The organism is Lysinibacillus sp. fls2-241-R2A-57, assembly GCF_030209535.1.
Lineage (GTDB): Bacteria > Bacillota > Bacilli > Bacillales_A > Planococcaceae > Lysinibacillus.
The window spans coordinates 22,477-44,497 of the sequence record NZ_JARVRU010000053.1 but is presented as its reverse complement, the minus strand read 5'-3'; the positions used below and the strand labels follow the sequence as shown (position 1 = coordinate 44,497).

The 22,021-nt window shown below is 35.5% G+C and carries 22 protein-coding genes; 14 read left to right on the top strand and 8 right to left on the bottom strand.

Annotation, left to right across the window (positions count from 1 at the left end):
• Positions 1-78: 78 nt before the first annotated feature.
• The 3 genes from QRN68_RS11460 to gdhA form a co-directional block, all read right to left on the bottom strand.
• Positions 79-729 (bottom strand): Yip1 family protein, encoded by a 651-nt coding sequence (locus QRN68_RS11460; protein WP_285397014.1) that lies wholly within the window; start codon positions 727-729, stop codon positions 79-81.
• A gap of 178 nt (positions 730-907) precedes the next feature.
• Complete coding sequence (locus tag QRN68_RS11455) at positions 908-1,594, bottom strand: phosphoribosylaminoimidazolesuccinocarboxamide synthase (protein WP_285397013.1); 687 nt, start codon at positions 1,592-1,594, stop codon at positions 908-910.
• A gap of 205 nt (positions 1,595-1,799) precedes the next feature.
• Positions 1,800-3,173 (bottom strand): NADP-specific glutamate dehydrogenase, encoded by a 1,374-nt coding sequence (gene gdhA / locus QRN68_RS11450; RefSeq protein WP_285397012.1) that lies wholly within the window; start codon positions 3,171-3,173, stop codon positions 1,800-1,802.
• A 187-nt stretch (positions 3,174-3,360) separates the two neighbouring features.
• On the opposite strand from gdhA, the gene QRN68_RS11445 reads away from it, so the two are divergent.
• Positions 3,361-3,834, top strand: coding sequence for a YaiI/YqxD family protein (locus tag QRN68_RS11445; RefSeq protein WP_285397011.1), 474 nt, complete (start codon positions 3,361-3,363; stop codon positions 3,832-3,834).
• A complete protein-coding gene (locus tag QRN68_RS11440) occupies positions 3,824-5,173 on the top strand; it encodes a D-serine ammonia-lyase (protein ID WP_285397010.1) in 1,350 nt (449 codons plus the stop codon). Before QRN68_RS11445 ends, QRN68_RS11440 begins: the two co-directional genes overlap by 11 nt.
• 123 nt (positions 5,174-5,296) lie before the next feature.
• On the opposite strand, the gene QRN68_RS11435 is transcribed toward QRN68_RS11440, so the two are convergent.
• The gene (locus tag QRN68_RS11435; protein WP_049666523.1) at positions 5,297-5,488 is read right to left on the bottom strand and encodes a hypothetical protein; all 192 of its coding nucleotides are present in this window, start codon (positions 5,486-5,488) and stop codon (positions 5,297-5,299) included.
• 223 nt (positions 5,489-5,711) lie between these two features.
• Between QRN68_RS11435 and QRN68_RS11430 the strand changes: the two genes are divergently transcribed.
• Positions 5,712-6,794: a DUF1835 domain-containing protein gene (locus QRN68_RS11430; RefSeq protein ID WP_285397009.1), complete on the top strand. Its 1,083-nt coding sequence runs from the start codon at positions 5,712-5,714 to the stop codon at positions 6,792-6,794.
• 59 nt (positions 6,795-6,853) lie between these two features.
• Here QRN68_RS11430 and QRN68_RS11425 read toward each other — a convergent pair whose 3' ends face one another.
• Entirely contained in the window at positions 6,854-7,339 is a 486-nt protein-coding gene (locus QRN68_RS11425; protein ID WP_285397008.1) for a hypothetical protein, read from the bottom strand.
• A 704-nt stretch (positions 7,340-8,043) separates the two neighbouring features.
• On the opposite strand from QRN68_RS11425, the gene QRN68_RS11420 reads away from it, so the two are divergent.
• The 4 genes from QRN68_RS11420 to QRN68_RS11405 all read left to right on the top strand — a co-directional run bounded on the left by QRN68_RS11420 (position 8,044) and on the right by QRN68_RS11405 (position 12,300).
• Positions 8,044-9,648: an amidohydrolase gene (locus QRN68_RS11420; RefSeq protein WP_285397007.1), complete on the top strand. Its 1,605-nt coding sequence runs from the start codon at positions 8,044-8,046 to the stop codon at positions 9,646-9,648.
• A gap of 21 nt (positions 9,649-9,669) precedes the next feature.
• Positions 9,670-10,521 carry a nitrilase-related carbon-nitrogen hydrolase gene (locus QRN68_RS11415; protein ID WP_285397006.1) on the top strand — a complete coding sequence of 284 codons (852 nt, stop codon included), beginning with the start codon at positions 9,670-9,672 and terminating at the stop codon, positions 10,519-10,521.
• 100 nt (positions 10,522-10,621) lie between these two features.
• Positions 10,622-10,819: a DUF3311 domain-containing protein gene (locus QRN68_RS11410; RefSeq protein WP_285397005.1), complete on the top strand. Its 198-nt coding sequence runs from the start codon at positions 10,622-10,624 to the stop codon at positions 10,817-10,819.
• Positions 10,819-12,300 carry a sodium:solute symporter family protein gene (locus QRN68_RS11405; RefSeq protein ID WP_285397004.1) on the top strand — a complete coding sequence of 494 codons (1,482 nt, stop codon included), beginning with the start codon at positions 10,819-10,821 and terminating at the stop codon, positions 12,298-12,300. Before QRN68_RS11410 ends, QRN68_RS11405 begins: the two co-directional genes overlap by 1 nt.
• A 327-nt stretch (positions 12,301-12,627) precedes the next feature.
• On the opposite strand, the gene QRN68_RS11400 is transcribed toward QRN68_RS11405, so the two are convergent.
• Positions 12,628-13,131, bottom strand: coding sequence for a hypothetical protein (locus QRN68_RS11400; protein ID WP_285397003.1), 504 nt, complete (start codon positions 13,129-13,131; stop codon positions 12,628-12,630).
• Positions 13,132-13,511: 380 nt separating this feature from the next.
• Between QRN68_RS11400 and QRN68_RS11395 the strand changes: the two genes are divergently transcribed.
• The 4 genes from QRN68_RS11395 to QRN68_RS11380 all read left to right on the top strand — a co-directional run bounded on the left by QRN68_RS11395 (position 13,512) and on the right by QRN68_RS11380 (position 15,590).
• Complete coding sequence (locus tag QRN68_RS11395; RefSeq protein WP_285397002.1) at positions 13,512-13,835, top strand: nucleoside triphosphate pyrophosphohydrolase; 324 nt, start codon at positions 13,512-13,514, stop codon at positions 13,833-13,835.
• A gap of 10 nt (positions 13,836-13,845) precedes the next feature.
• Positions 13,846-14,847 carry an HNH endonuclease gene (locus QRN68_RS11390; RefSeq protein ID WP_285397001.1) on the top strand — a complete coding sequence of 334 codons (1,002 nt, stop codon included), beginning with the start codon at positions 13,846-13,848 and terminating at the stop codon, positions 14,845-14,847.
• 147 nt (positions 14,848-14,994) lie between these two features.
• Positions 14,995-15,222 carry a YdbC family protein gene (locus tag QRN68_RS11385; protein WP_285397000.1) on the top strand — a complete coding sequence of 76 codons (228 nt, stop codon included), beginning with the start codon at positions 14,995-14,997 and terminating at the stop codon, positions 15,220-15,222.
• A gap of 260 nt (positions 15,223-15,482) precedes the next feature.
• A complete protein-coding gene (locus QRN68_RS11380; protein ID WP_232733159.1) occupies positions 15,483-15,590 on the top strand; it encodes a putative holin-like toxin in 108 nt (35 codons plus the stop codon).
• A gap of 186 nt (positions 15,591-15,776) precedes the next feature.
• Here the strand turns inward: QRN68_RS11380 and QRN68_RS11375 are convergent, their stop codons facing one another.
• Positions 15,777-16,403: a nitroreductase family protein gene (locus QRN68_RS11375; RefSeq protein ID WP_285396999.1), complete on the bottom strand. Its 627-nt coding sequence runs from the start codon at positions 16,401-16,403 to the stop codon at positions 15,777-15,779.
• A 114-nt stretch (positions 16,404-16,517) separates the two neighbouring features.
• The gene (locus QRN68_RS11370; protein WP_285396998.1) at positions 16,518-17,762 is read right to left on the bottom strand and encodes a ferredoxin reductase family protein; all 1,245 of its coding nucleotides are present in this window, start codon (positions 17,760-17,762) and stop codon (positions 16,518-16,520) included.
• Between the two features lie 254 nt (positions 17,763-18,016).
• Here QRN68_RS11370 and QRN68_RS11365 point away from each other — a divergent pair, with 254 nt between their 5' ends.
• The 3 genes from QRN68_RS11365 to QRN68_RS11355 all read left to right on the top strand — a co-directional run bounded on the left by QRN68_RS11365 (position 18,017) and on the right by QRN68_RS11355 (position 21,968).
• The gene (locus QRN68_RS11365) at positions 18,017-18,505 is read left to right on the top strand and encodes a metal-dependent hydrolase (RefSeq protein WP_285396997.1); all 489 of its coding nucleotides are present in this window, start codon (positions 18,017-18,019) and stop codon (positions 18,503-18,505) included.
• Positions 18,506-18,909: 404 nt separating this feature from the next.
• The gene (locus tag QRN68_RS11360; RefSeq protein WP_285396996.1) at positions 18,910-20,283 is read left to right on the top strand and encodes an APC family permease; all 1,374 of its coding nucleotides are present in this window, start codon (positions 18,910-18,912) and stop codon (positions 20,281-20,283) included.
• Positions 20,284-20,495: 212 nt separating this feature from the next.
• Complete coding sequence (locus tag QRN68_RS11355) at positions 20,496-21,968, top strand: aldehyde dehydrogenase family protein (RefSeq protein ID WP_285396995.1); 1,473 nt, start codon at positions 20,496-20,498, stop codon at positions 21,966-21,968.
• Positions 21,969-22,021: the final 53 nt, after the last annotated feature.

Below are 22,021 nucleotides of genomic sequence, written 5' to 3'. Positions count from 1 at the left end.
ATTAAATCGAACTTTCAACTGCCTAATTTAAATAGTGGACTTTTTCAGTGCCCTCTCTGTTCAGAGGGGAGATTTTTTTTACATCATACTAATGCCGATTATGCCGAACATAAGAATGATAAAGAAAATAAAGAAAATAATGAACAGAATAATAGAAGGAATAATAACAGTCAATATTGCTTTCCAAATTTCGAATTCATGAGCTTCTGCCACAACACCTACTGTGATAACAAAAGACCAGATCGCTAGAATAAGGCTAACCAAACCAGTTATTAATAATAACCAAGGTATTGTATCAACGGAGTTAGTGTCCATTAATGTTTCAGGCGATGTAATCAACCAAATTAAGTAAAGTGGTATAAGAACGATGAATGGTATAGCAGTTAAACTTAAACCTTTAAATAAATCAGAAAATGTACCAGTCCCTTTAAAAAGTTTACCAAACAGCCAAAATATTAACGTTGAAAAACTTGTGCCGATAATCCCTGCTATTGGTGCAAATATCACACAAAGTAGTGCTAAAATCCAAAGAGAAAAATCTGTCATAAATTTTGGGTCAATAAGTCCGGATAGCGAAGAACCGATATAGCCAATAGACATAATAAGGATTGCAAAGCCGATTGATTTTTCATCAATCATGTAACGAGCTGTTTGCTTTGGATGCAACCAAACAGACAAAAATGGATTAACCTTTGGCCTTTCTTGTGGTGTGTCATTATAGTTATCCATTAAATTACCTCCAAAATAATAGTATAATTGCATATTAGTATACGGATGATCCGATGAAAAGTTTCGAAAGAAAGAAAAAATCATCTTATTTGCGAAAAAAGAGCCACAAGAATGCGACTCTTTTTTGATTATTCCTATCCAGTCAAGCCGATATATACTAACATGAATGGATTATTTTTTATTCAGCTAACATAATTTTTTCAAGCTCTAATGGTTCAATATATTGTTCACCTTTGTAAGCACGCATATTACCACCTGAAATTTCATCTATTAATAAAATTTCATTTGTTTTAGCATCACGGCCAAATTCTAATTTGATGTCGTAAAGTGTTAACCCTTTTTTGGCAAGCTCTGCAGCAACGAATTTAGAAATTTCAATTGTACGTTGCTTTAAAATTGCGTATTCTTCGTGTGTTAACAGGTTTAACATTGCTAAAGCATCTTCAGAAATAGGAGGATCTAGTCGATCATCATCTTTAATGGTAACTTCTACGAAAGAATCTAAGTCTTGGCCTTCTTTCGCGTAAGCACCGTAGCGACGTAGGAAAGAACCTACTGCCTTGAAGCGGCAAATAACCTCTAAGCCTTTACCAAAAACCGTTGCAGGCTTAACCGTCATTGTTGCATCATTAAAATTTGCATCAACATAGTGAGTAGGAACACCTTGTTCGTTTAGTTTTGAGTAGAAATAAGAAGTTAAGCGAAGTCCAGCTAAACCAGCACCATCAATTGTTAATCCAACAGTGTTAGCACCTGGGTCGAATACGCCGTTTTCACCAGTTACATCATCTTTAAATTTTAATAAGTAATGACCATCTTCTAATTGAAACACATTTTTCGTTTTACCTGTATACAATAATTCCACAAAAAACCCTCCAATATTTCATAGTACTCTATCATTATAACACGAATGTTTTGAATATTTAATAATAAAAATGTTCGTTTTAAAAGTAATTTATTATGACTTATAACTATTTTTTTACCAAAAAATAAGATGATAACGAATATTCGCTATCATCTTAGGTGAAATCAAGAAAATTCTAAATTAAATTAATGGAAAAAGAATGTTATTAATATACGCCTTCAGCAAGCATACCATCTGCTACTTTTACGAAGCCTGCAATGTTTGCGCCTACTACAAGGTTCCCAGGGTAACCATATTTTTCAGCAGCAGCTTTACTGTCTGCGTAAATATCTTTCATAATTTGATGTAATTTAGCATCTACTTTTTCAAATGACCAGAATACGCGGCTAGAATCTTGCGCCATTTCAAGAGCAGATACAGCAACACCGCCTGCGTTAGCAGCTTTAGCAGGTCCGAATAATACGCCAGCGTCTAAGAATTCGTTAATTGCTTCAAGGTCTGATGGCATGTTTGCACCTTCACCAATAGCTTTTACACCGTTTGAAATTAAAGTGCGAGCTGATTCACCGTTAATTTCGTTTTGAGTAGCACATGGAAGCGCAATGTCACAAGGAATAGTCCAGATACCTGTGCAGCCTTCTGTAAATGTAGCATTTGGACGATAGTTAACGTAAGTGGAGATACGATCGCCTTTTACTTCTTTAATTTCTTTAATTGCATCAAGATCTAAACCATCTGGGTCATAAACATAGCCTGAAGAGTCAGAACAAGCAACAACTTTTGCGCCATAAGCTTGAGCTTTTTCAATTGCATATGTTGAAACGTTACCAGAGCCAGAAACTACAACTGTTTTACCCTCGAATGAATCATTGGCATCTTTTAGCATTTCGTTTACAAAGTAGACAGTACCATAACCTGTAGCCTCTTTACGAGCTAAAGAACCGCCATATCCAGGAGTTTTACCAGTTAATACACCAGATTCGCTTGCTTTTGTTAAACGCTTGTATTGACCCCATAAATAGCCTACTTCTCGAGCTCCAACTCCGATATCACCTGCAGGAACATCGACATCTGGACCAATATGGCGGTATAATTCAGTCATGAATGCTTGACAGAAGCGCATGATTTCAGAATCTGATTTACCTTTAGGATCGAAGTTTGAGCCACCTTTACCACCACCGATTGGTTGGCCTGTTAAAGCATTTTTAAAGATTTGTTCAAATCCTAAAAATTTGATAATTGATTCGTTAACGGAAGGGTGGAAACGAAGACCGCCTTTATATGGTCCCATTACGTTGCTGTATTGTACACGATAACCACGGTTTACTTGAACTTGGTTGTTATCATCTTGCCAAGCAACACGGAAGGAAATGATACGATCTGGTTCAACGATTCGCGATAAAATATTTGCTTTAATATATTCAGGGTGTTGCGCAAAGACAGGCACTAAAGAAATGAAAATTTCTTCAGCGGCTTGTAAGAACTCCGCTTGATGACTGTTCTGTTGTTTTAATTGCTCGAATACACCATCCACGTATTCTTTTGCTAATTGTTCGTTGCTCACAGTTGTAGTTGTCATAGTAAAAAACCTCCAGTTGTTTGATAGGTGTATCGTATATCTATTTTTCGCACTATTCAATAAAATACTTTTTTGAACAGTCTTAAGTTTGTGAAAAATTGAACAAACGGAGGGGTGAAATCGTTATATAGGAATAACAATTAGGTGAGTTATCTATCTAATTATGAGAAAGGAATGATGCTTTATTGTGAAGGTTTTAATTGACGCTGATGCCTGTCCAGTAGTGGATTTAGCGCTATCAATATCATCTGAGTTTGAGATTGAAACAATCTTGTTTTGCGATACATCCCACCGTATTGAACGTGATAATGTAATAACAATTATTGTACCCAAAGGTCCGGATTCGGTTGATTTCACGCTAGTGAATGCGCTTTCAAAGCATGATATTGTCATTACACAGGATTACGGTTTAGCAGCTATGGTTTTGGCAAGAGGAGGGTATCCAATTGATCAAAATGGAAGAGAGATGTCTAATGAAAATATCGAACGTTTGCTTGAAATGCGCCATGTCGGACAAAAAATTAGACGTGCCGGTGGACGTACGAGGGGACCTAAAAAACGAACTCAAGAAAACAATATTTCATTCAAAATGAAATTTCGACAAATTTGTGAACGAGCAATTTTAGCGCAAAAAATGGAGGCGTCAGAAGATGGAAAATGAACTTAAACACGAACTATTTAATCAATTTCCGAATTTAAAAGAGTTAGCAAATAAGAATACTGTACTTTTGGAAAATACAAATTGGAAAAAAAAGGCGAAGACAAATCTTTTTTCAATGGAGGAAGTTGAGGAGGCAGAAGAGACACTTAAACGCTTTTCTTCCTATTTAATCTTAGCATTTCCAGAGCTTGTAGAAAGTAAAGGACTTATTGAATCATCTATTCAAGAAATACCATTGATGAAGAAAGCTCTTGAGAAGGAATTTGATCTTCTAATACCGGGTCAATTTATCTTAAAATGCGATCATACCTTGCCAATATCCGGCTCTATTAAAGCTCGTGGGGGTATTTTTGAAGTATTAAGGCATGCAGAGCGGCTTGCAATCGCTAGTGGTAAACTAACAAAAGAGGATGATTATGCAGTATTGGCAACAGAGGACTTTCAATCTTTCTTCCAGCAATACACAATTGCCGTAGGTTCTACAGGTAATTTAGGATTAAGTATCGGCATTATGGGCAAAAAACTCGGCTTTAATGTCGTTGTACATATGTCGAGTGACGCAAAAGCGTGGAAAAAAGCATTACTGCGAGAAAAAGGTGCGACAGTTATTGAATATGAAGCTGATTATAGCGTTGCAGTAGAACAGGGTCGTCGTGAGGCTGAACAAGATCCTATGTGCCATTTCATTGATGATGAGAATTCGAAAGACTTATTTGCTGGCTATGCAGTGGCGGCGAAGCGTTTAAAAGCACAGTTTGAAAAGACGAATATTACTGTGGATGAAGCCCATCCATTGTTCGTGTATTTGCCGTGTGGTGTAGGTGGTGGACCTGGCGGTGTTGCGTACGGGATACGTGAAATTTTTGGAGAACATGCCCATATTTTCTTTGCTGAGCCAGTAGCATCCCCTTGTATGACTATTGGTTTAATGACTGGTTTACATGATGCCATCAGTGTAGAGGACATTGGTCTTGATAATAAAACGGAAGCAGATGGTCTTGCTGTTGGGCGTGCGTCAAAATTTGTTGGCAAGGTAATGGAAACATATATAAGTGGCTGTTACACAGTGAAAGATGAGGAATTATTTAAATCGCTCGCAATAGCTATGGAAGTTGAAGAATTATTTTTAGAGCCATCTGCACATGCTGGGATGTTTGGACCAATTCAGTTAATGAAAAAAGGACAAAGTTATTTAGAAAAGCATGATTTAGTTGATAAAATGGAGCAAGCTGTCCATCTTGTTTGGGCAACAGGTGGAAGTATGGTGCCAGTGGAAATGCGTGAGGAATACATGGCAAAGGCAGTGCAAGTAGCAAGAATTAATGATATAGGTAGATAATTAATGAGAAAACGCAAGAATGCTATCGGAATCAACATTCTTGCGTTTATTACTTTTAAAAAATTGATTTTAAATATTGATTCATTAATGGAAATTATTAAAAGTGTTTTTGCTCATTGAGAATTATTTATATAAATAGTCCAACGCTTGATAATCTTGCTGATAGCGTCCACCGTCCGCTACTTCAGCGTGATATAGAGCTTTTAAAGCGTAATTTTTTTGCAAATCCATTTCGGACATTAACTCTTTTAGGCGATCATGTAATTCACGGTTTTCTTTCACAAGTTGCTGCATTTGTGGTTTAAAATATTTCATATTGTCTAACTCCTCAATTTATAACGTGCTTATTAGTATAACACTTTTAGCTTTTGAAAATGCACTCATATTCATAATTCTAGCTGTATAAGATTATTCAGTCGATCATGCCATGAAATATTGGCCTAAATTGCAATTTTACTTACGTGTATCGTGCTCTTAAAAATTCATTGCTCGCTTAACCTAAAAAATAACGTAAAATTTATATAAAGGGGGCCGAATTATGGAATCGAAAGTAAATTATCCATTTATTTATTTTTTATTTGAGTCAAATACGGTTTTTGTCTATAAAATTAAAGCAAATAATTATGTGAACGCATCAGATTTGATAGATTATAGTGAATGGCAGACGTATGAATTACAGCATCATGCTTCATTTGAAACATTCAACCATGAAGTAAATGAAGCAATTGAGGGGTGTGGATTTTGTCTAGAGCACGATGAATTATGCAACTTAGTAGAAATCATAAATGACTGTATTCAAAAACACCGTTCTGTCGACCAACGATTAATAACACAGGCAGTTCATATTGTTAGTTCTGAATCTGCAGCAGGGTCAGTGAGAATAGCGCTTGTACCACCTAAACATGTGATTGGTTTTCCTGATTGCTTGTCAATTGGACCATTGTGGAAGTTAGAGGAGAAAAGAGGTCAAGCCTTCCGAAATGATTGGTTATATGAAAATATTAACGATGAACAGGAAGATGTTTATCAAAATAAGCTTACAAATACTTTGCGTGAAATAGAGGATATTTCAAATCATGTGCCTATCTATATTTGGTATGGTAATAATGCCGATGAACAATGTGGGCTTCGTTTTTTCCTTTATTTATTGCGAGATAAATCAAATGAGATTTTTCTTATTAATACAACAACAGAGCATGGTATGACTAATCTTGCGGCAGGTCAGCTTAATTCACAGCAATTAGCGCAGCTTTTTGTAAACGCAAAGGAAAAAAAGCCGTTAACAACCGAGGAACGCCTTATTTTCCAAAATGAATGGGTAACATTATCGCACACTAATGATGTTCTGCGTCTCTGGATTGATAATGAAATAAAAGGGGTACCAGAAAATTATTTTGACCCTTTAATCATTGCGACGATAGAAAAGTTACATAATGATCAAGCAACTAAAGATTTTATAAAAACGGGAGCAGTGATTGCAGAACTCTTACCTTTAATGATCGAGCTTCCGAGTGTCTTCTTTTTAGAATGTAGAATAAGATATTTAGTCTATAGTGGGGTGCTTGCATTAAAAGGCATTCCTAAATCCATGAGACATTATAGTGTAAAATTACGTGAATAAGTAGAAAACCTCTTTAAGCTTTAAAAAGCATAAAGAGGTTTTTGTAAGTACATAAGTAATTATGCAACAAAAGGTTTGTTCATTTTTATTAAGCCATAGATAAAATAGAATAAACCTAAAGTAATGATTGTTAAAATAATAAAAAGTACTGCCTTTCCACTTTCACCTGTCCAACGATAGAATAGACGATATGTGAAATACAGAGCAAAGCCAAGAATACCTAAATAAGCAAGTAGACCAATAAGCGGAATGAATGATATGAGTAATAAACCAGCATAAATAAGAACATTCTTTTTCGCATCTGCACGAACTGCTACGTCATTATCACCTTTTGCAGTCAATAAGAAAAGGCTATAAACGTTAATAATAGGGATCCAAGCAATATAAGCTAGATCACCAAAGCCATTTGTTTTAGATGCATTATAAAAAATGAGTGAACTAATCACATAGCCTGCAATACCCATCACAAGGCAAATTAAAAAAATCAAGAGAAACAAACCACCTAAGGCAGTTTCGATATCATTGCTATAATAAGAATCGTACATAAGAAAACCTCCTTTCAAAAAAAATACTTCATAATAATAACAATACTAAAGTTATAAATCTACAGTGAAAAATATCCAGTATTTAGTGGTAATCATACAATTATACTATTTTTACTAAAGGTATATGTTATTTTGATGATGAATTTTTGATAAAATATTGATTGAATTGTAAAAAAAAAATGGAATTAATGGAAAACTAGTGGTGAAGAATCATTTTATAAAAAATTTTTGTTCTTTACTTTGGATGCAACTAATTTTGAAATGAAAATATTGAAGAGTACATCATATGCTGTAATTATTGGGCTCATCACCAAAAATTGTGGATGACACTTGTTAAAACGTATGGTAAAGAACAGCATAAATGTGTTTTTTCTATCTAAAAGTAATAGTAGGATGCACATAAAAAGAGGGCAGGACATAAGTACATTTTTAAAGCGAAAATTAAAAATTACACATCAGAAAAGCGCGAGAAATCAACGTTTCTAAAATTGATTTCTCGCGCCTTTTTAGGTTTTGGCCAATTTTTTCTCAACCTCTTTTTATAGTTACGTAATAATAATCCTTTTAACCTTTTGTCTAAAAAAAAGTAAAATTAATTACCTTTTGTAAGAATGTAAGACAATTTATTTTTAGTAAAATAAATGAATAGACTAACACACTCTGTTTTTTCTGAATATTCAATTTATATAATAAGGAGGATTTAGATGAAAGCGAACATTGCTTTTTTAAATGGTGAAGTAATTACTGTAGATGGACAAGATTCTATCCGAGAGGCTCTAGCGATTTCTGATAACAAAATAGTAGCAGTTGGTTCGAATGAGGAGATTAAAGATTTAATTGATGATTCTACACAAGTATTTGACTTGGAAGGAAAATCAATTCTACCTGGAATTATTGATGCTCACTTACATTTGGTCACGTATGGTACTTTTCATCTCAGTATCAGCTGTAAAGAGCCCGAGTTGGATTCTATAGATGCGATTTTGACTGCTTTAAAAGACAAAGCTGCTACTACGCCAAAGGGTCAGTGGATTCGCGCTTGGGGTTTCAATGAACGAACGGTTAAGGAAAAACGATATCCTACTCTTGAAGAATTAGACAACATTACGAAAGACCACCCGATTGTCATTACCCGTACTTGCTGTCACATCGGAATTGTCAATTCAGTTGCTTTACATCTAGCAGGTATTGACGAAACAACTCCTGATCCTCAAGGAGGTTTAATTGAAAGAAATGCAATAGGTCAACGAACTGGACGATTGATCGAAACTGCATATATGCAGTTTAGTGAGATTGCATCTTATTCAAATGAAGAAGTTTATCAAGCCATTCAAATCGCACAGCAACATTTCTTAAAAGTTGGCATTACAAGTATTCATGAAGCTGGAACGTTTACAAAAGAAAGTTACCGAATGTTACAATTAGCCTCCCAAAAAGGTGACTTGAAAATTCGTGTCTATGCGATGATTGCTACTTTAAATGACTGTAGGCAGTTCACATTAAATATGATGGAATCTGGGGTATTAACTGGAACTGGAAATGAATTCTTTAAAGTGGGTCCTGCTAAATTGTTTACAGATGGTAGTAGTACTGGTCCGACTATTGCTACCCGTGAAGGTTATACAAGCAATCCCGACGATCGTGGAATCTTATATTACACCGAGGATGAAATTTATGAAGTACTTGGTAAAGCACATGAATTAGGCTATCAAATTACTGTACATGCTCAAGGTGATCAAGCAATTGAAATGTATTTGAATGTTGTAGAACGCGCTTTACAAGAAAATCATCGACATCGTATTGAACACGCTGGAATTTCAAGCCCTGATTTACAGCAACGAATGAAAGAGTTAAAGGTGATTCCAATACCTAATCCACCATTTCCGTATGAGTTTGGTGAAAGTTATTTAACGAATTACGGTGAACGTACGGACTTTATGTACCCTGCACGAGACTTTATTGATCAAGGAATTATTGCTGCTGCTGGGTCAGACTCACCAGTTACAACCTACAATCCGTTTATTGGAATTTACGAAGCGGTCAATCGACTCACTGCCAATGGAACTTCATTTGGTGAAAAACAAAAAATAGATGTTCTTGAAGCCATTCGTCTATATACCTATAACGGTGCATATGCAAGTTTTGACGAGGATATAAAGGGTAGTTTAGAACCCGGTAAATTAGCAGATATGATTGTACTCGATCGAAGTATTTTGAAAACCCTTCCACAAGATTTAAAAGATATTCAAGTCGAATTAACAATGCTAGATGGTGATATTCTTTTCGAACGCTCTAAAACGAAATTATAGTGATGAGGCTGGGGGACTTTTATGACAATAAAAATTTCAAGCTGTCAATTTGAATTGCAAAAAGTTGATCATTTCTCTACCTTTAAAGACCGAATTTTACATGCATTCAATGATGTGCCACTTTCAAGCGATTATGTGCTCTTACCAGAATTGTTTACGATGTCTTTACTAACAACTTATAACAATTACAATCAATTTGCAGAAAAAGATAATGAAAAACTAGGTTTCTTTTTAGATGACTATCTTCGATTTTTTAATAATCTTTCACAGCAAAGAAAACAGATTATTATTGCAGGTTCTACAATTGAACCTACCTATAAAGGAAATTATAATACGACCTATATCTTTGATGGAGAAGGCAATGTATTAAAACATCGGAAGACACATATTTTCCCTGCTGAATCTGCTTGGAACACTATAGAGGGAGATGAATTAGAAGTTTTCAAAATTGGACCAGTAACATTTGGTATTGCCATATGCTATGAAATAGAGATTCCAGAAATTGCACATATATATAGTCAAAAAGGTGCCGATATTATCTTTTGCCCTTCCTATACGTTCACTGAATATGGTTTCTGGAGAGTTCGCCATTGTGTTCATGCACGAAGTATTGAAAACCAACTCTATGTCGTTCATTGCCCTACGATTGGCGAAATCCAAGGTCCCATTCAAAACGGATTTGGTACCACCGCTATTATAGGACCTGCTGACTTACCTTGGACAAAAAATGGCGTCATTGCAGAAACTACAAGTAAATCAAGTACAGTTGTAACAGCTGAACTATCTCTTGAAGATCTATACGAAAATCGAAAAAATGGAGCTGCTACAACTTATAAAGATCGTATCCGTAGAAAAGACATTTATACATTATGAATAGCTGTTTTAAACTCCGAATTTCCAGGCTTATGCTCGTTAAACTGAGGGTTACACTACTTTTTTGGATGATAAAAAAAGAAATTCCAAGGAGGCATATATGAAAAATATTAAACTGTTATTGTTGATACCGTTTATTGGAATGTGCTTATGTTTGCCCTTTGCAAATAAAATAGAGCCTTATATTTTTGGTTTACCGTTTCTCCTGTTCTGGATTACTTTATGGATGATATTATCGTCAGTAGTGTTAGCGATTGTGTATAAATTGGATCCTGAAAACCAAGGAGGCGATGAATAATGAATATAGCTTTACTGATTATCTTTGCATTTGCATTGATTGCTCTTTTCCTTGGTATACTAGCAACACGTGGGAAAAAAATGAATGTTGATGAATTTGCTGTTGGTAATAAGGGTTTTGGTACATTATTCATTTTCCTACTAATTGCAGGAGAAGTTTATACTACTTTTACATTCCTTGGTGGTAGTGGTTGGGCTTATTCGAATGGAGCCGCTGCTTTTTATGTACCTGCATATATTTGTTTAGCATATGTTTTATCTTATTGGATTGCACCAAAGATTTGGAACTATGCTAAAGACCATCATATTATTTCTCAACCAGAATACTTTGCTTCCAAATATAAAAGTCCAATATTAGGATTAGTTGTAGCGTTTTTGGGTGCTATCGCCTTGATCCCATATTTAGTTATACAATTAAAAGGGTTAGGTATTATTGTTTCAGAGGCTTCCTATGGAGGGATTAGTCCAATTGTGGCTAGTACTATTGGTGCCATAATTATTACAATTTATGTTACCATCTCAGGTATCCATGGCTCTGCTTGGACAGCTGTATTAAAGGATATCATGATATTAGGCGTCATTGTATTTTTAGGAATTTATATTCCATACCATTATTTTGGAGGCATACAACCTCTATTTGAAGCTGTAGAAAAAATAAAACCAGAAAGCTTAACTCTCGCTAGTTCTGGCTTAAGTATTTCTTGGTTTGTCTCAACTATTTTATTAAATGCGTTCGGATTCTATTTATTACCAACCAGCTTTTCAGTATTATTTTCATCTAAGAGTGCAAAAGCATTGAAGAAAAATGCCATTACCTTACCTTTGTATACGCTATTACTCTTATTCGCATTTTTCATTGGTTTTGCAGCCATTGTAGAGATTCCTGGATTACAAGGGGCTGAAGGAGATTTATCATTACTCCGATTAACGATTCAAACATTTGATCCTTGGATAGTAGGCGTTGTCGGTGCTGCTGGGTTATTAACTGCTTTAGTACCAGCATCTGTTATGTTAATGTCTGCTTCAGTTGGATTAATGACTGGATTTTACAAACTTGTGAAACCAAAGGCAACAGATCGCCAACAGTTATTTGCTTCAAAAATATTTGTGTTTGCTATCATATTGGTTGCATTCATCTTCACGATTACTGGAGGAGATGCACTAGCAATCTTGAACATTATGTCATACAGCTTAATAACACAACTTTTTCCAGCGCTCCTGTTTAGTTTCTATAAAAATCGCATTCTTAACAAAATCGGTGCAATGGCAGGAATTTTTACCGGTGTAGGAATCGTATTTTATAGTGCCATAACATCACATAAACTAATTGACTTTTTCCCGAACATTCCAAACGTAATTAATGACATCAGTACAGGAATGATTGCTCTTATTTTTAACTTTGCAGTAGCTATTGTAGTAAGTCTTGCAACCAATCATTTAGTTGCGGCAAAGAAGGACGATATTGAAACACTTGTAGTATAAAAATGACTTGATTTTATATTACTTATTATAAAATTGAGGCTGGGACATAACTGGTCAAAACTTTAAAAAGCGCGAGAAATCAATTTTAGAAACGTTGATTTCTTGCGCTTTTCTGATGTGAATTTTCTAGATGCGTTTCTCGGAAGTTTTTCTTTAAAGACTACTTTTTTGGGACATTTGAAACCTGCTAAATTTTTTTGTAATCGTAATGATTTCTTCTTCCGTTAATTGATGGCCATCCTTTTTAACAACGATTGCTGTTACAACCTCACCCTAGTTAGGATCTAGAGTTCCTATAATTGCAACTTCTGCCATCTATTCTTTAGGCTATGCTTTGAAAGGTTGATTCATGTGCATTAAGCCATAAATAGCATGGAATATTCCGCCTGTGATCAACGATAAAACGGTGTAAAGTACAGCTTTACCGGTATCACCTGACCAGCGATACAATAAGCGGTAAGAATAATAAATCCATAAACCAAACATGATAGGGAGTGAAATAAAGCCAATTAAAGGGATGAGGAATAAAAATAATAACAATCCCGTAAAAATCAGTGTAGGTTTTAATGCTGCCGCACGCACCGCTTTATCATCATCACCCTTTGCAGTCAAAAGAAAAAGGCTATAGATATTTATAATTGGAATCCAAGCAATATAAGCCATATCACTAAAGCCATTTTTTTCAGATGCCTTATAATAAATTAGTGCGTTAAAAATATAGCCCGCTAATGCAAAGACAAGTAGAATTAACAAAAAAAGTGCTAAAAACAAATCAAGGATTGCATCATTATACTCAGTAGCATCATAGCTCATTTGAAAACCTCCTTTCAAAAAAATTCCTCCTTATCATAACAAGTCAAAAGTGTTAAATCTAGAAAGGTTTGAATGCTATATTTAATTGAAATCAAACATTAGTACTATAATGTATTTGGAAAATTAATCTTTTGATGATGATTATTTGAATAATAATAAAAAAATGAAAAAAACATCCTTGAAAATATTAGTATAATAGTTTTGAAGAACCATTTTTAAATTTTTGTTCGTTTACCTGAAAGGGTGCAAGATTAGGGAAAAGGCTGTTAAATATTTGTGTATTGATAGTGATTAGTTTTTATACTTTATGCAAATATCTAGGGCAAGAAAAGAACAACTTATTCAAACGATTCGACAGAAATATGGGAAATAATGCTGTATTAAAGGGGGACATAAGAATGCCTGTATACAATAAATTAGTACGTGATTTGATTCCGCAAGTAATTGAAGCAGAGGGCAAAACTTGTAGCATAAGGGTGTTAGATTCCAGCGAACACCTAAAAGAAATAAAAGAGAAAATGCAAGAGGAGGCTATAGAATTTAAGGAGTCAGCATCTCAAAAAGAAGCCATTGAGGAACTTGCAGATATATTGGAATTAGTACATGCAGCTATACATATGTACGGTGTGTCTTACGAACAATTAGAACAAATCCGTACTCAAAAGAAGAGGCAACGCGGAGGATTTTCGAAAGGTATATATTTAGTTGAAGTGAAGGAGTAGGGGAAACAGTATGTCTCATGATTTAAAGGTTGGAGAAATACGTGAGCAATATGTAACTGAACATCAGATTTGGCAACATCTGAATAATTTTTACTATCGTTCATCAGTGTCAACTTCTTATAAGTTTGTCTTCTTTAAAGCTTTGCTTGAAAATTTATACAATGTAGATGAAAAGTTAGGACTCAGCTACAATCAAATATTTTATTCATTCACAAATATCTATTGGAATTTAGTAATCCATCACAAACTAGCACAGTCTCCTAATAAAAATAAACCGGCTCGTGCCCAAACCATTTTGCAGAAATATGCAAATGACAATGCTATTCCTTCCGAATGGCAATTCGATCAGCTTGTGGATTCTTTGCAACTAAAAATTGTTAATGAGGTGAAACGTGACTGTAAGCAGAACGTTATCGGCGCATTTTACGGAGATACAGCAGGTGTATTCTATGAATTTGACATCAAACATGCACATTTTTGTTTCAATAGCCCTGTTTATCAATTCATGAAAAAATACCAGCGAGTTTTAATAAACCTAACAAATTATCATTTAGTCAAATACCTCGAAAAAGTGAATGAAGCCACAAGTACAATGGCTTTACTCTCAAAAATAGAGGTGATTTCAAAGCGTAGTTCTTTAGAGACATTCTACAAAGTTCTTACACAATTTGAACAAAATCGATGCTTCTATTGTAACTGTGATTTATCAATTAACCGTCGAAAAACACACGTCGATCACTTTATTCCGTGGAGTTTTGTTCAAAGTGATAATTTATGGAATTTAGTGTTGGCATGTAATGATTGTAATTTGCAAAAAAGTGACAAACTTTCAACACGATTTTATTTAGAGTCCATGCTCGATAGAAATGATAATTTAGTTTCAATTGTGAGCGAACCAACTTATTTCCATACATATGAAAATAAAAAACTTGTAGATTTATATGATTACTCAATAATGAATGGTTATACGACGTTGTGGAAGCCGAGGAAGGTATACGAGTTGAAGAATTAACATAGAAAACCTCCGACAAAAACTGATTATCCACTATCCAGATATCGGGTTTCTTAGGAGTGTAATTATTTCAAGCGTTGTCAGGTTTGATAATCCTATTATTTCAAGATATAGTTCTTAATACAGATACAATAAGGAGGAATGTATATGGCAGAAATTAAATACGAAATTATTGAAACAATTGCAGTATTATCGGAAGGCAATAAAGGGTGGAAAAAAGAATTGAATTTAATTAGTTGGAATGAACGTGAACCGAAATACGATATTAGAGATTGGTCCGAGGATCATACAAAGATGGGGAAGGGTGTTACGTTGTCACTGTCTGAAATACAGCTTTTGAAAAAGTCGTTAGCTAAATTGTCAGACTTAGATTGATGGACAAAGATACTCTTTAGTGTTGTCTTAAGTTAATTGCGTAAGTGGGCTATACTTTGAATGGTCGATTCATGTTCATGAAGCGATAGATGTAGAGTATAGCATTTCTCCTGACAAACGATACAGGTGATAACAACTTAGGTTTTTAATCTTGTGAGGATTTTCGATAGAATATATTTCGTAAAATTGTTAGACTAACAATAGCAACAATTCATAAAGCAGGTGGCGGCTGAACTCCCTTTAGAGAGGGGGTGAGGCGGATGACAGTATTTGAAGCATTCAGTTTAATTGTGCAGTGTGGCCTTTTGCTAATTGCAGTGCTTACACTGATGCTTAGCATTATTGTCTCTCAAAATAAAAAGAAATAGCCACCCTGCCGGCTAAGTAAGGTGACAATTTCTATAACTTTAACTTGGTCAGCCGCTATGGTGCGGCATGATTGTTGCTGGTTTGACTGGATGTTGACGCATCCAGTCTTTTTTATTCTATATTTAGTGTAACATATTTATTCTAAGAAGAAAATTTTGCCCGTCTTATTAAAACAAAATTCACGATTAAATGAATTTTGCAATGTCATTCAGCTCTAAACGAGATGAGCCATAAGCTGGTGCTGCTGCTTTACCGATTGCGATTAAGACGATTGGTACTAGATTATCTGTTAATTCAAAGCGCTTCGCAAAAGCCTCTTTATTAAAGCCGGCCATTGGTACCGTATCATAGCCCATGTCTTTTGCTAAAAGCATAATTTGCATGGAAATTAAGCCGGCATCAAATGTAGCAATATTTTTTAGAACTTCTTTAGGAAGGTTTGGATACAGTCTTAATGAGTTTTCAATCATAACATTTTTTGTCGCTTCATCCATATAGCCAAGCTCGAAATTTTTTGTGTAGACTTCTTCTACATTTTTGTACATTTCAGTATCGCCTAATACTGCAATAATGGCAGAGGCAGTTTCCACTTGCTCCTGGTTATTAGCAATTGAGCGTAATTCTTTTTTTACTGCCTCATCTTGGATGACTAAAAAGCGCCAAGGCTGTAGATTGCTTGATGATGGAGCTGTTGTTGCCTCTACAAGTAATTCCTCTAATTCTGCTTGTGGAATTTTATAGTTTGCCTCATATTTACGTACAGATTTACGTTCGTGCATTACTTTATTTAAATAACTTTTTGTTATAGTCATCATTAAATCTCCCTTATATGTGATGAGATTTTACTATACGATAAACTTTTCAATATTCCAAGTAAAATTGCTCGAATTAAAGATTCTTGAATTGAAGAGGTTCCTTATAATTCTTCATCTAATTTTAAAGGATTCATATTCGATGTCTGCAATTGTATTGTAGGATTTTAATTGCTTAGCAAAACGTTTTACCATTTTTTCTGGACCACACATAAAAATGCTTGTCTTTTCTGGCACTAAAAAATTTTCAAATGATAGCCTGTCCGTTTGGCTAGTATCAATAAAGTTCACGCTGAATTGTTGATTAGTTTTTGCATACGCCTGTAAAAATTCTTTATAGCTAGCATTATCTTGACCATGATACGTGTAAAATAATTCAATATCACGATCGACGGGTTGGGATTGTAAATAGGATAAAAATGGGGTAATGCCTATACCACCTGCTATCCAAATTTGTTGTTGCGTCCCATTGTCAAAGTTTAAATGACCAAATGGACCATCAAGTGCAATTGGTGTATTCAGTTGGACTGATTCATATACATTTTTTGTGAAATCACCAAGTGCCTTAATAGTGACAAATATTTTTTCCCCATCGCCACCTGAAATAGAAAAGGGATGAGGCGCCTTTTCGAATCCATCTTGAAAAATCTTTATAAAAATAAATTGTCCATGTCGATATGGAATTTTTTTATCAAGTGTTAGCTCCAGTTCAATAACATTGGAGCCTAATTTTTCGATCCCCGTAATATTGCCTTTATATTTAAAAAACATATCCTGATACATCGTCAACATATATAGTGCTGACATAAATCCAATAGTCGCAGTTATTGCCGTAAAAATTCCTAAAGGGGTAGGCTGGAATAAATCGTATCTGCTTGAAAAATAGGCATGATAAATTCCAAATGTATAAGGGATTAGCATTAATCGATGAAAGATCCGCCAGTGCTCATATTTTAGGAATTTAGCAAAAAGCGCAATCAAAATAAGTGTTATGAAACCATATTGGCCAATCGATCCCAGCTCTTTCGCAAATTCGCTGAGCGGAGTTTCTTGTACTTTATCCCAGTCGGGGACTAGATCTTGCAATTGACCATGTATAATTACCAATACAAGTGAAAATATTGCTAAACATTTATGATAAAAATAAACATGTTCTAGTCCATGGAACCAACGCTCTAAAATTTTCATTCTTGTTGCTAACAAAAAGACAAGAAAGAAGCATGTTATGGCCATGCCTCCAATAATGTGACTAAGCCTGTTAACAGCATGGATAGGCTCTATAGGTGTAGCAAAATACCACAGTAAAGCACTACTCCCCATAATTAGTATAATAAACAAAATTCCTTTGATAGATTTCATAAATAACCTCCAGTACTCATTTTTATCGCTAATCATCCTATATATACAATAAGAACCTGAAATGTTTCTGATATTTTGTTGATATGAAAGCTCTACGATTGATTTCAATCTAATAGACACTAAAGGGTGAATGGAATCAAAATATTTGATGGCGAAAAGGGGAGTATACGTTCGGAATATATGTTCCCTTTTGGAGTAGGTTGTGTTAAATTAAGAAGGGTAAAAATATAGAGACAAAAGGAGTGGAAGTAATTATGCAAGGGAATACACATATTATTGGAGGCATCACTGCAAGCCTTGCTTTTGCACAAATTTCTAATGATAATCCGCTTGTTTTAGTAGGAGCAGGCGTTATCGGTGCATTACTTCCAGATATTTGCCATGGTGGTAGCAAAATCGGGAGGAAGTTTCCCATCATTTCAAAAACTGTTAATTCGCTGTTTGGACATCGTTCCTTTACACATAGTTTGCTTTTTTTAGTTTTGGTTGGGATGCTACTACATACATTTATACCCTACGAATCCGTTTCACTAGGTATTTTAATAGGGATGGCAAGTCATGTTTTTCTTGATATGGGGACGAAGAAGGGCGTTAAGCTGTTTTTCCCAGTATCGATTTCAGTGCGTTTACCATTTACTACAAAAACAGGTAGTAAAGCTGAAAAGGTAGTGTTTATGATGTTAACGTTGCTTTCCATCTATTTTAGTTATGAAATTATTGTTAACTTTATTGATACCATATAAGAAAAGAAACCCAGTAAGTGAGTGAAATACTCCTCCTAAGGTAGGCAGATAAAAAATCTGTTTACTAAGGGGGAGTATTTTTTTCTGCATTCAAAGAAGTGAATGTTAGTCACTGTCTACTTAAAAGGGAGTAATCATTATGAAGGATTTTTGGTAGACGTTTTACTATTAACAGTAATGCTTATGAAAAACTTCGTCGGGTATGTAAATTTATCTCGTTAGAGCCCTAACTTACAGCCCTCTAAATTGATGCATTTTCGGTATTCCTAAGGAGTTTTTTTCATTAAAAATAATCTTAATCTTGCTATTGACCTTTGTGTAACAAAAACCTTTATATTCATTATTAATAAAAAGAATTTTCGGAAGATTCTAATTACGAAAACGAAAGAGGGTGGGTAGCTATTATGAAACGACAAACATTAATGCGAACACTGACTTTGTCTCAAGTTGTATTTTTAGGGATTGCATGGAATAACCCGATGGTATTCTTCAATACTTATGGAATCGCAACCGTCACTTCCCAAGGTGTCATCATGGGAGCGTATATCGTCGCCTTTCTTGCAATCCTGTTCACCGCATTTAGTTATGGAAAGATGGCAAAAGCATTTCCAATTGCCGGTTCTGCTTATACATTCACACAAAAATCAATTAATCCACAACTTGGGTTTCTTATCGGTTGGACAATCATGTTGGATTATATGTTAACACCAATGGTCACTTGTTTAATGTCTACTGTTTTTTTAAATGCCATGTTCCCTGGAGTCCCTCACGCCCTGTGGATTATCCTCTTAACTGCAACTATTGTAATACCTAGCATCTTGGGTGTTAAGTTCACTGCATCCACTGGTAAGATTTTTGTGATTGCACAAATCATATTTGTTTTCATCTTCTGGATTTTGACGATCAAAAGTTTATTGGCGGGTGCAGGAGCAGGTACGCTTTTCTCTATTCAGCCTTTGTTCAATGCAGAAGTTAAATTGCCTGTGATTTTGGCAGGAGCGTCCATTCTTTGTTTCAGTTTTCTTGGTTTTGACTCTCTTACTACGTTGTCTGAAGAAACAATCAATCCTGAAAAAACAATTCCTAGAGCGATTATCATCATGTTGTTGACAATCGGTGTCCTCTATATCGGATCAGCCTATTTGGCACAATTGGTTCACCCAAGTTTTGCATTTGAAAACACAGATTCTGCAGCTATGGAAGTTGTCTATTTGGTCGGCGGGAATTTGTTCAAATCTTTATTTGTTACCGCAGTAATTTTAGGGAATTTCTCATCTGGTGTGGCTTCGACTACAAGCGCATCCCGTGTGTTGTATGCAATGGGTCGAGATTCTGTACTGCCTAAAAAAATATTTGGGCATATCCATTCACGCTATAAAACACCGTCAACCGGAATTATTGTAATCGGGGTTATTTCATTACTCGGTATCGTGCTGACACTCGATCAAGTCATTAAGTTTATTAACTTTGGAGCACTTATTGCTTTCGCATCAGTAAACTTGTCTGTCATTGCTCATTATTTTATTCGGAATCGTAAACGGTCCTCTTTCACCGAATACATGCGTTATCTGGTTATGCCACTAATTGGAGCAGGATTTACGCTTTGGCTATGGTCTCACTTAGAGGTGGATGCATTGATTCTTGGAGGCATCTGGATGGCAATGGGCATTGGGTATTTAATTTATATGACAAAGTTTTTCAGACAGGGATTGCCTGAATTCAGTTTCGATAAGGAGATTATTCCTGAAAATGTTCTTTTAGAGGACATAAAAATGTAAAGGCTTACATGGAATGATTCTCGTGTTATTTTGCAGGTAGGATATGCAATTGAAAGGGGTGAGGTTATTCACGGCAAGGCTGAATTTCAAAAATGAAACAGCTTTATTCAAGGTTAAGAAACTCCTACCGCTTATTGTAATCTCTTGTTTTGTAGGAGAGGTTAAATGTGCATTTAAATAAAATAGGACTAATTAATTGGGAGGTTAGTAGAATGCTAAATTTAAAATTATTTATTAATGGTAAATGGTCAGATTCTGTGAACGAGGAAAAACGTACTATTATCAACCCAGCAAATAACGAAGTGATTGCAGAGGTATCGAGAGCAAGTGTTGAAGAAACGAGGGATGCCATTGATGCAGCTCGTAATGCATTTGATTCAGGTATTTGGTCAGAGATGCCGGCTTCTGAAAGAGCATCCTATTTATTCAAAATTGCGGATAAACTGGAGGAGAATGCATCTGAGCTGAGTACACTTGAAATGTTGAATACAGGAAAGCCTCTTAGGGAAGCAGAGTTCGATATTGGGGATGCTGTCAGTTGTTTCCGATATTATGGCGGCCTCATCACTAAACCAAACGGTCAAACGTATTCCGTTGCCGACCCGGTACAGGGGCTGATCGTTCGTGAACCTGTAGGTGTATGTGGTCTAATTGCTCCTTGGAATTTCCCATTATTGACAGGAGCGTGGAAAATTGCGCCTGCGCTTGCAGCGGGAAATACAATTGTGTTCAAGCCATCGGAGTTAACACCAATTACGACTATTAAGCTCTTCGAAATTCTTGAAGAAGTAGGGATTCCGGCGGGCGTTGCGAATTTGGTAACCGGAGGAGGTTCGACTGTCGGTAATGAATTGGCTGAAAGCGATAAAGTCGATATGGTTTCATTTACTGGCAGTACAACAGTAGGTAGATCAATCATGCAAGCAGCGTCAGGAAATATTAAGAAAATTGCTCTCGAATTAGGTGGTAAGTCGCCGAATATCGTCTTCGCTGACGCAGATTTTGAAACAGCAGTTGACTATGCGCTTTTTGGAATATTTATGAACGCGGGTCAAGTATGTAATTCAGGATCGCGTTTGCTCCTTGAAGAAAGCATCCATGACAAGTTCGTTGAAAGCCTAATTAGTAAAGCGAAAAAAATACGTGTCGGTCGTGGTGATGATCCTGAGACTCAAATGGGTGCTCTTGTTGGTGAAGATCATATGAACACAGTGCTAAATTATATTCAAATCGGCATTGATGAAGGTGCGAATTTGGTTTGTGGCGGAAAACGGATTACAAGTGGAGGGCTTGATCGTGGTTATTTTGTCGAGCCGACAATATTTGTAGATACAACGCCTGACATGAAAATTGTCCAAGAGGAGATATTCGGCCCTGTGCTAGTTGTTCAAAAGTTCAAAGATGAAGCGGAGGCTATCAAGCTCGCGAATGATACGCCATACGGTCTTGCAGCTGGGGTATTCTCTCAAGATGGTGCTAAAGCTTTAAGGGTTATTAAAAAAGTTAGAGCAGGTATTACATCCATTAATGCATACAATCTTGCTTACAACGAAGCCCCATGGGGAGGATATAAGCAGAGCGGACTCGGTCGTGGATTAGGCACTTTCGGTTTGGATGAATTTTCGGAAGTGAAACAAATAAATATCAATTTAGAAGTCAGTCCAACTAATTGGTTTGAAGATTGACAAACAAAACAAAGAGAGTCATGTAAGAGTACTTCGTTTACATTATGAATAAT

Bases quoted from the DNA above. Each gene is read 5' to 3' on its own strand.
- QRN68_RS11385 (WP_285397000.1), top strand. From the start codon at position 14,995: ATGGCAGAAATTAAATACGAAATTATTGAAACAATTGCAGTATTATCG.
- QRN68_RS11410 (WP_285397005.1), top strand. From the start codon at position 10,622: ATGAAAAATATTAAACTGTTATTGTTGATACCGTTTATTGGAATGTGC.
- QRN68_RS11430 (WP_285397009.1), top strand. From the start codon at position 5,712: ATGGAATCGAAAGTAAATTATCCATTTATTTATTTTTTATTTGAGTCA.
- QRN68_RS11365 (WP_285396997.1), top strand. From the start codon at position 18,017: ATGCAAGGGAATACACATATTATTGGAGGCATCACTGCAAGCCTTGCT.
- QRN68_RS11355 (WP_285396995.1), top strand. From the start codon at position 20,496: ATGCTAAATTTAAAATTATTTATTAATGGTAAATGGTCAGATTCTGTG.
- QRN68_RS11395 (WP_285397002.1), top strand. From the start codon at position 13,512: ATGCCTGTATACAATAAATTAGTACGTGATTTGATTCCGCAAGTAATT.
- QRN68_RS11435 (WP_049666523.1), bottom strand. From the start codon at position 5,488: ATGAAATATTTTAAACCACAAATGCAGCAACTTGTGAAAGAAAACCGT.
- QRN68_RS11420 (WP_285397007.1), top strand. From the start codon at position 8,044: ATGAAAGCGAACATTGCTTTTTTAAATGGTGAAGTAATTACTGTAGAT.
- QRN68_RS11370 (WP_285396998.1), bottom strand. From the start codon at position 17,762: ATGAAATCTATCAAAGGAATTTTGTTTATTATACTAATTATGGGGAGT.
- QRN68_RS11360 (WP_285396996.1), top strand. From the start codon at position 18,910: ATGAAACGACAAACATTAATGCGAACACTGACTTTGTCTCAAGTTGTA.
- QRN68_RS11375 (WP_285396999.1), bottom strand. From the start codon at position 16,403: ATGACTATAACAAAAAGTTATTTAAATAAAGTAATGCACGAACGTAAA.
- QRN68_RS11440 (WP_285397010.1), top strand. From the start codon at position 3,824: ATGGAAAATGAACTTAAACACGAACTATTTAATCAATTTCCGAATTTA.
- QRN68_RS11380 (WP_232733159.1), top strand. From the start codon at position 15,483: ATGACAGTATTTGAAGCATTCAGTTTAATTGTGCAGTGTGGCCTTTTG.
- QRN68_RS11425 (WP_285397008.1), bottom strand. From the start codon at position 7,339: ATGTACGATTCTTATTATAGCAATGATATCGAAACTGCCTTAGGTGGT.
- QRN68_RS11460 (WP_285397014.1), bottom strand. From the start codon at position 729: ATGGATAACTATAATGACACACCACAAGAAAGGCCAAAGGTTAATCCA.
- QRN68_RS11405 (WP_285397004.1), top strand. From the start codon at position 10,819: ATGAATATAGCTTTACTGATTATCTTTGCATTTGCATTGATTGCTCTT.
- QRN68_RS11390 (WP_285397001.1), top strand. From the start codon at position 13,846: ATGTCTCATGATTTAAAGGTTGGAGAAATACGTGAGCAATATGTAACT.
- gdhA (WP_285397012.1), bottom strand. From the start codon at position 3,173: ATGACAACTACAACTGTGAGCAACGAACAATTAGCAAAAGAATACGTG.
- QRN68_RS11415 (WP_285397006.1), top strand. From the start codon at position 9,670: ATGACAATAAAAATTTCAAGCTGTCAATTTGAATTGCAAAAAGTTGAT.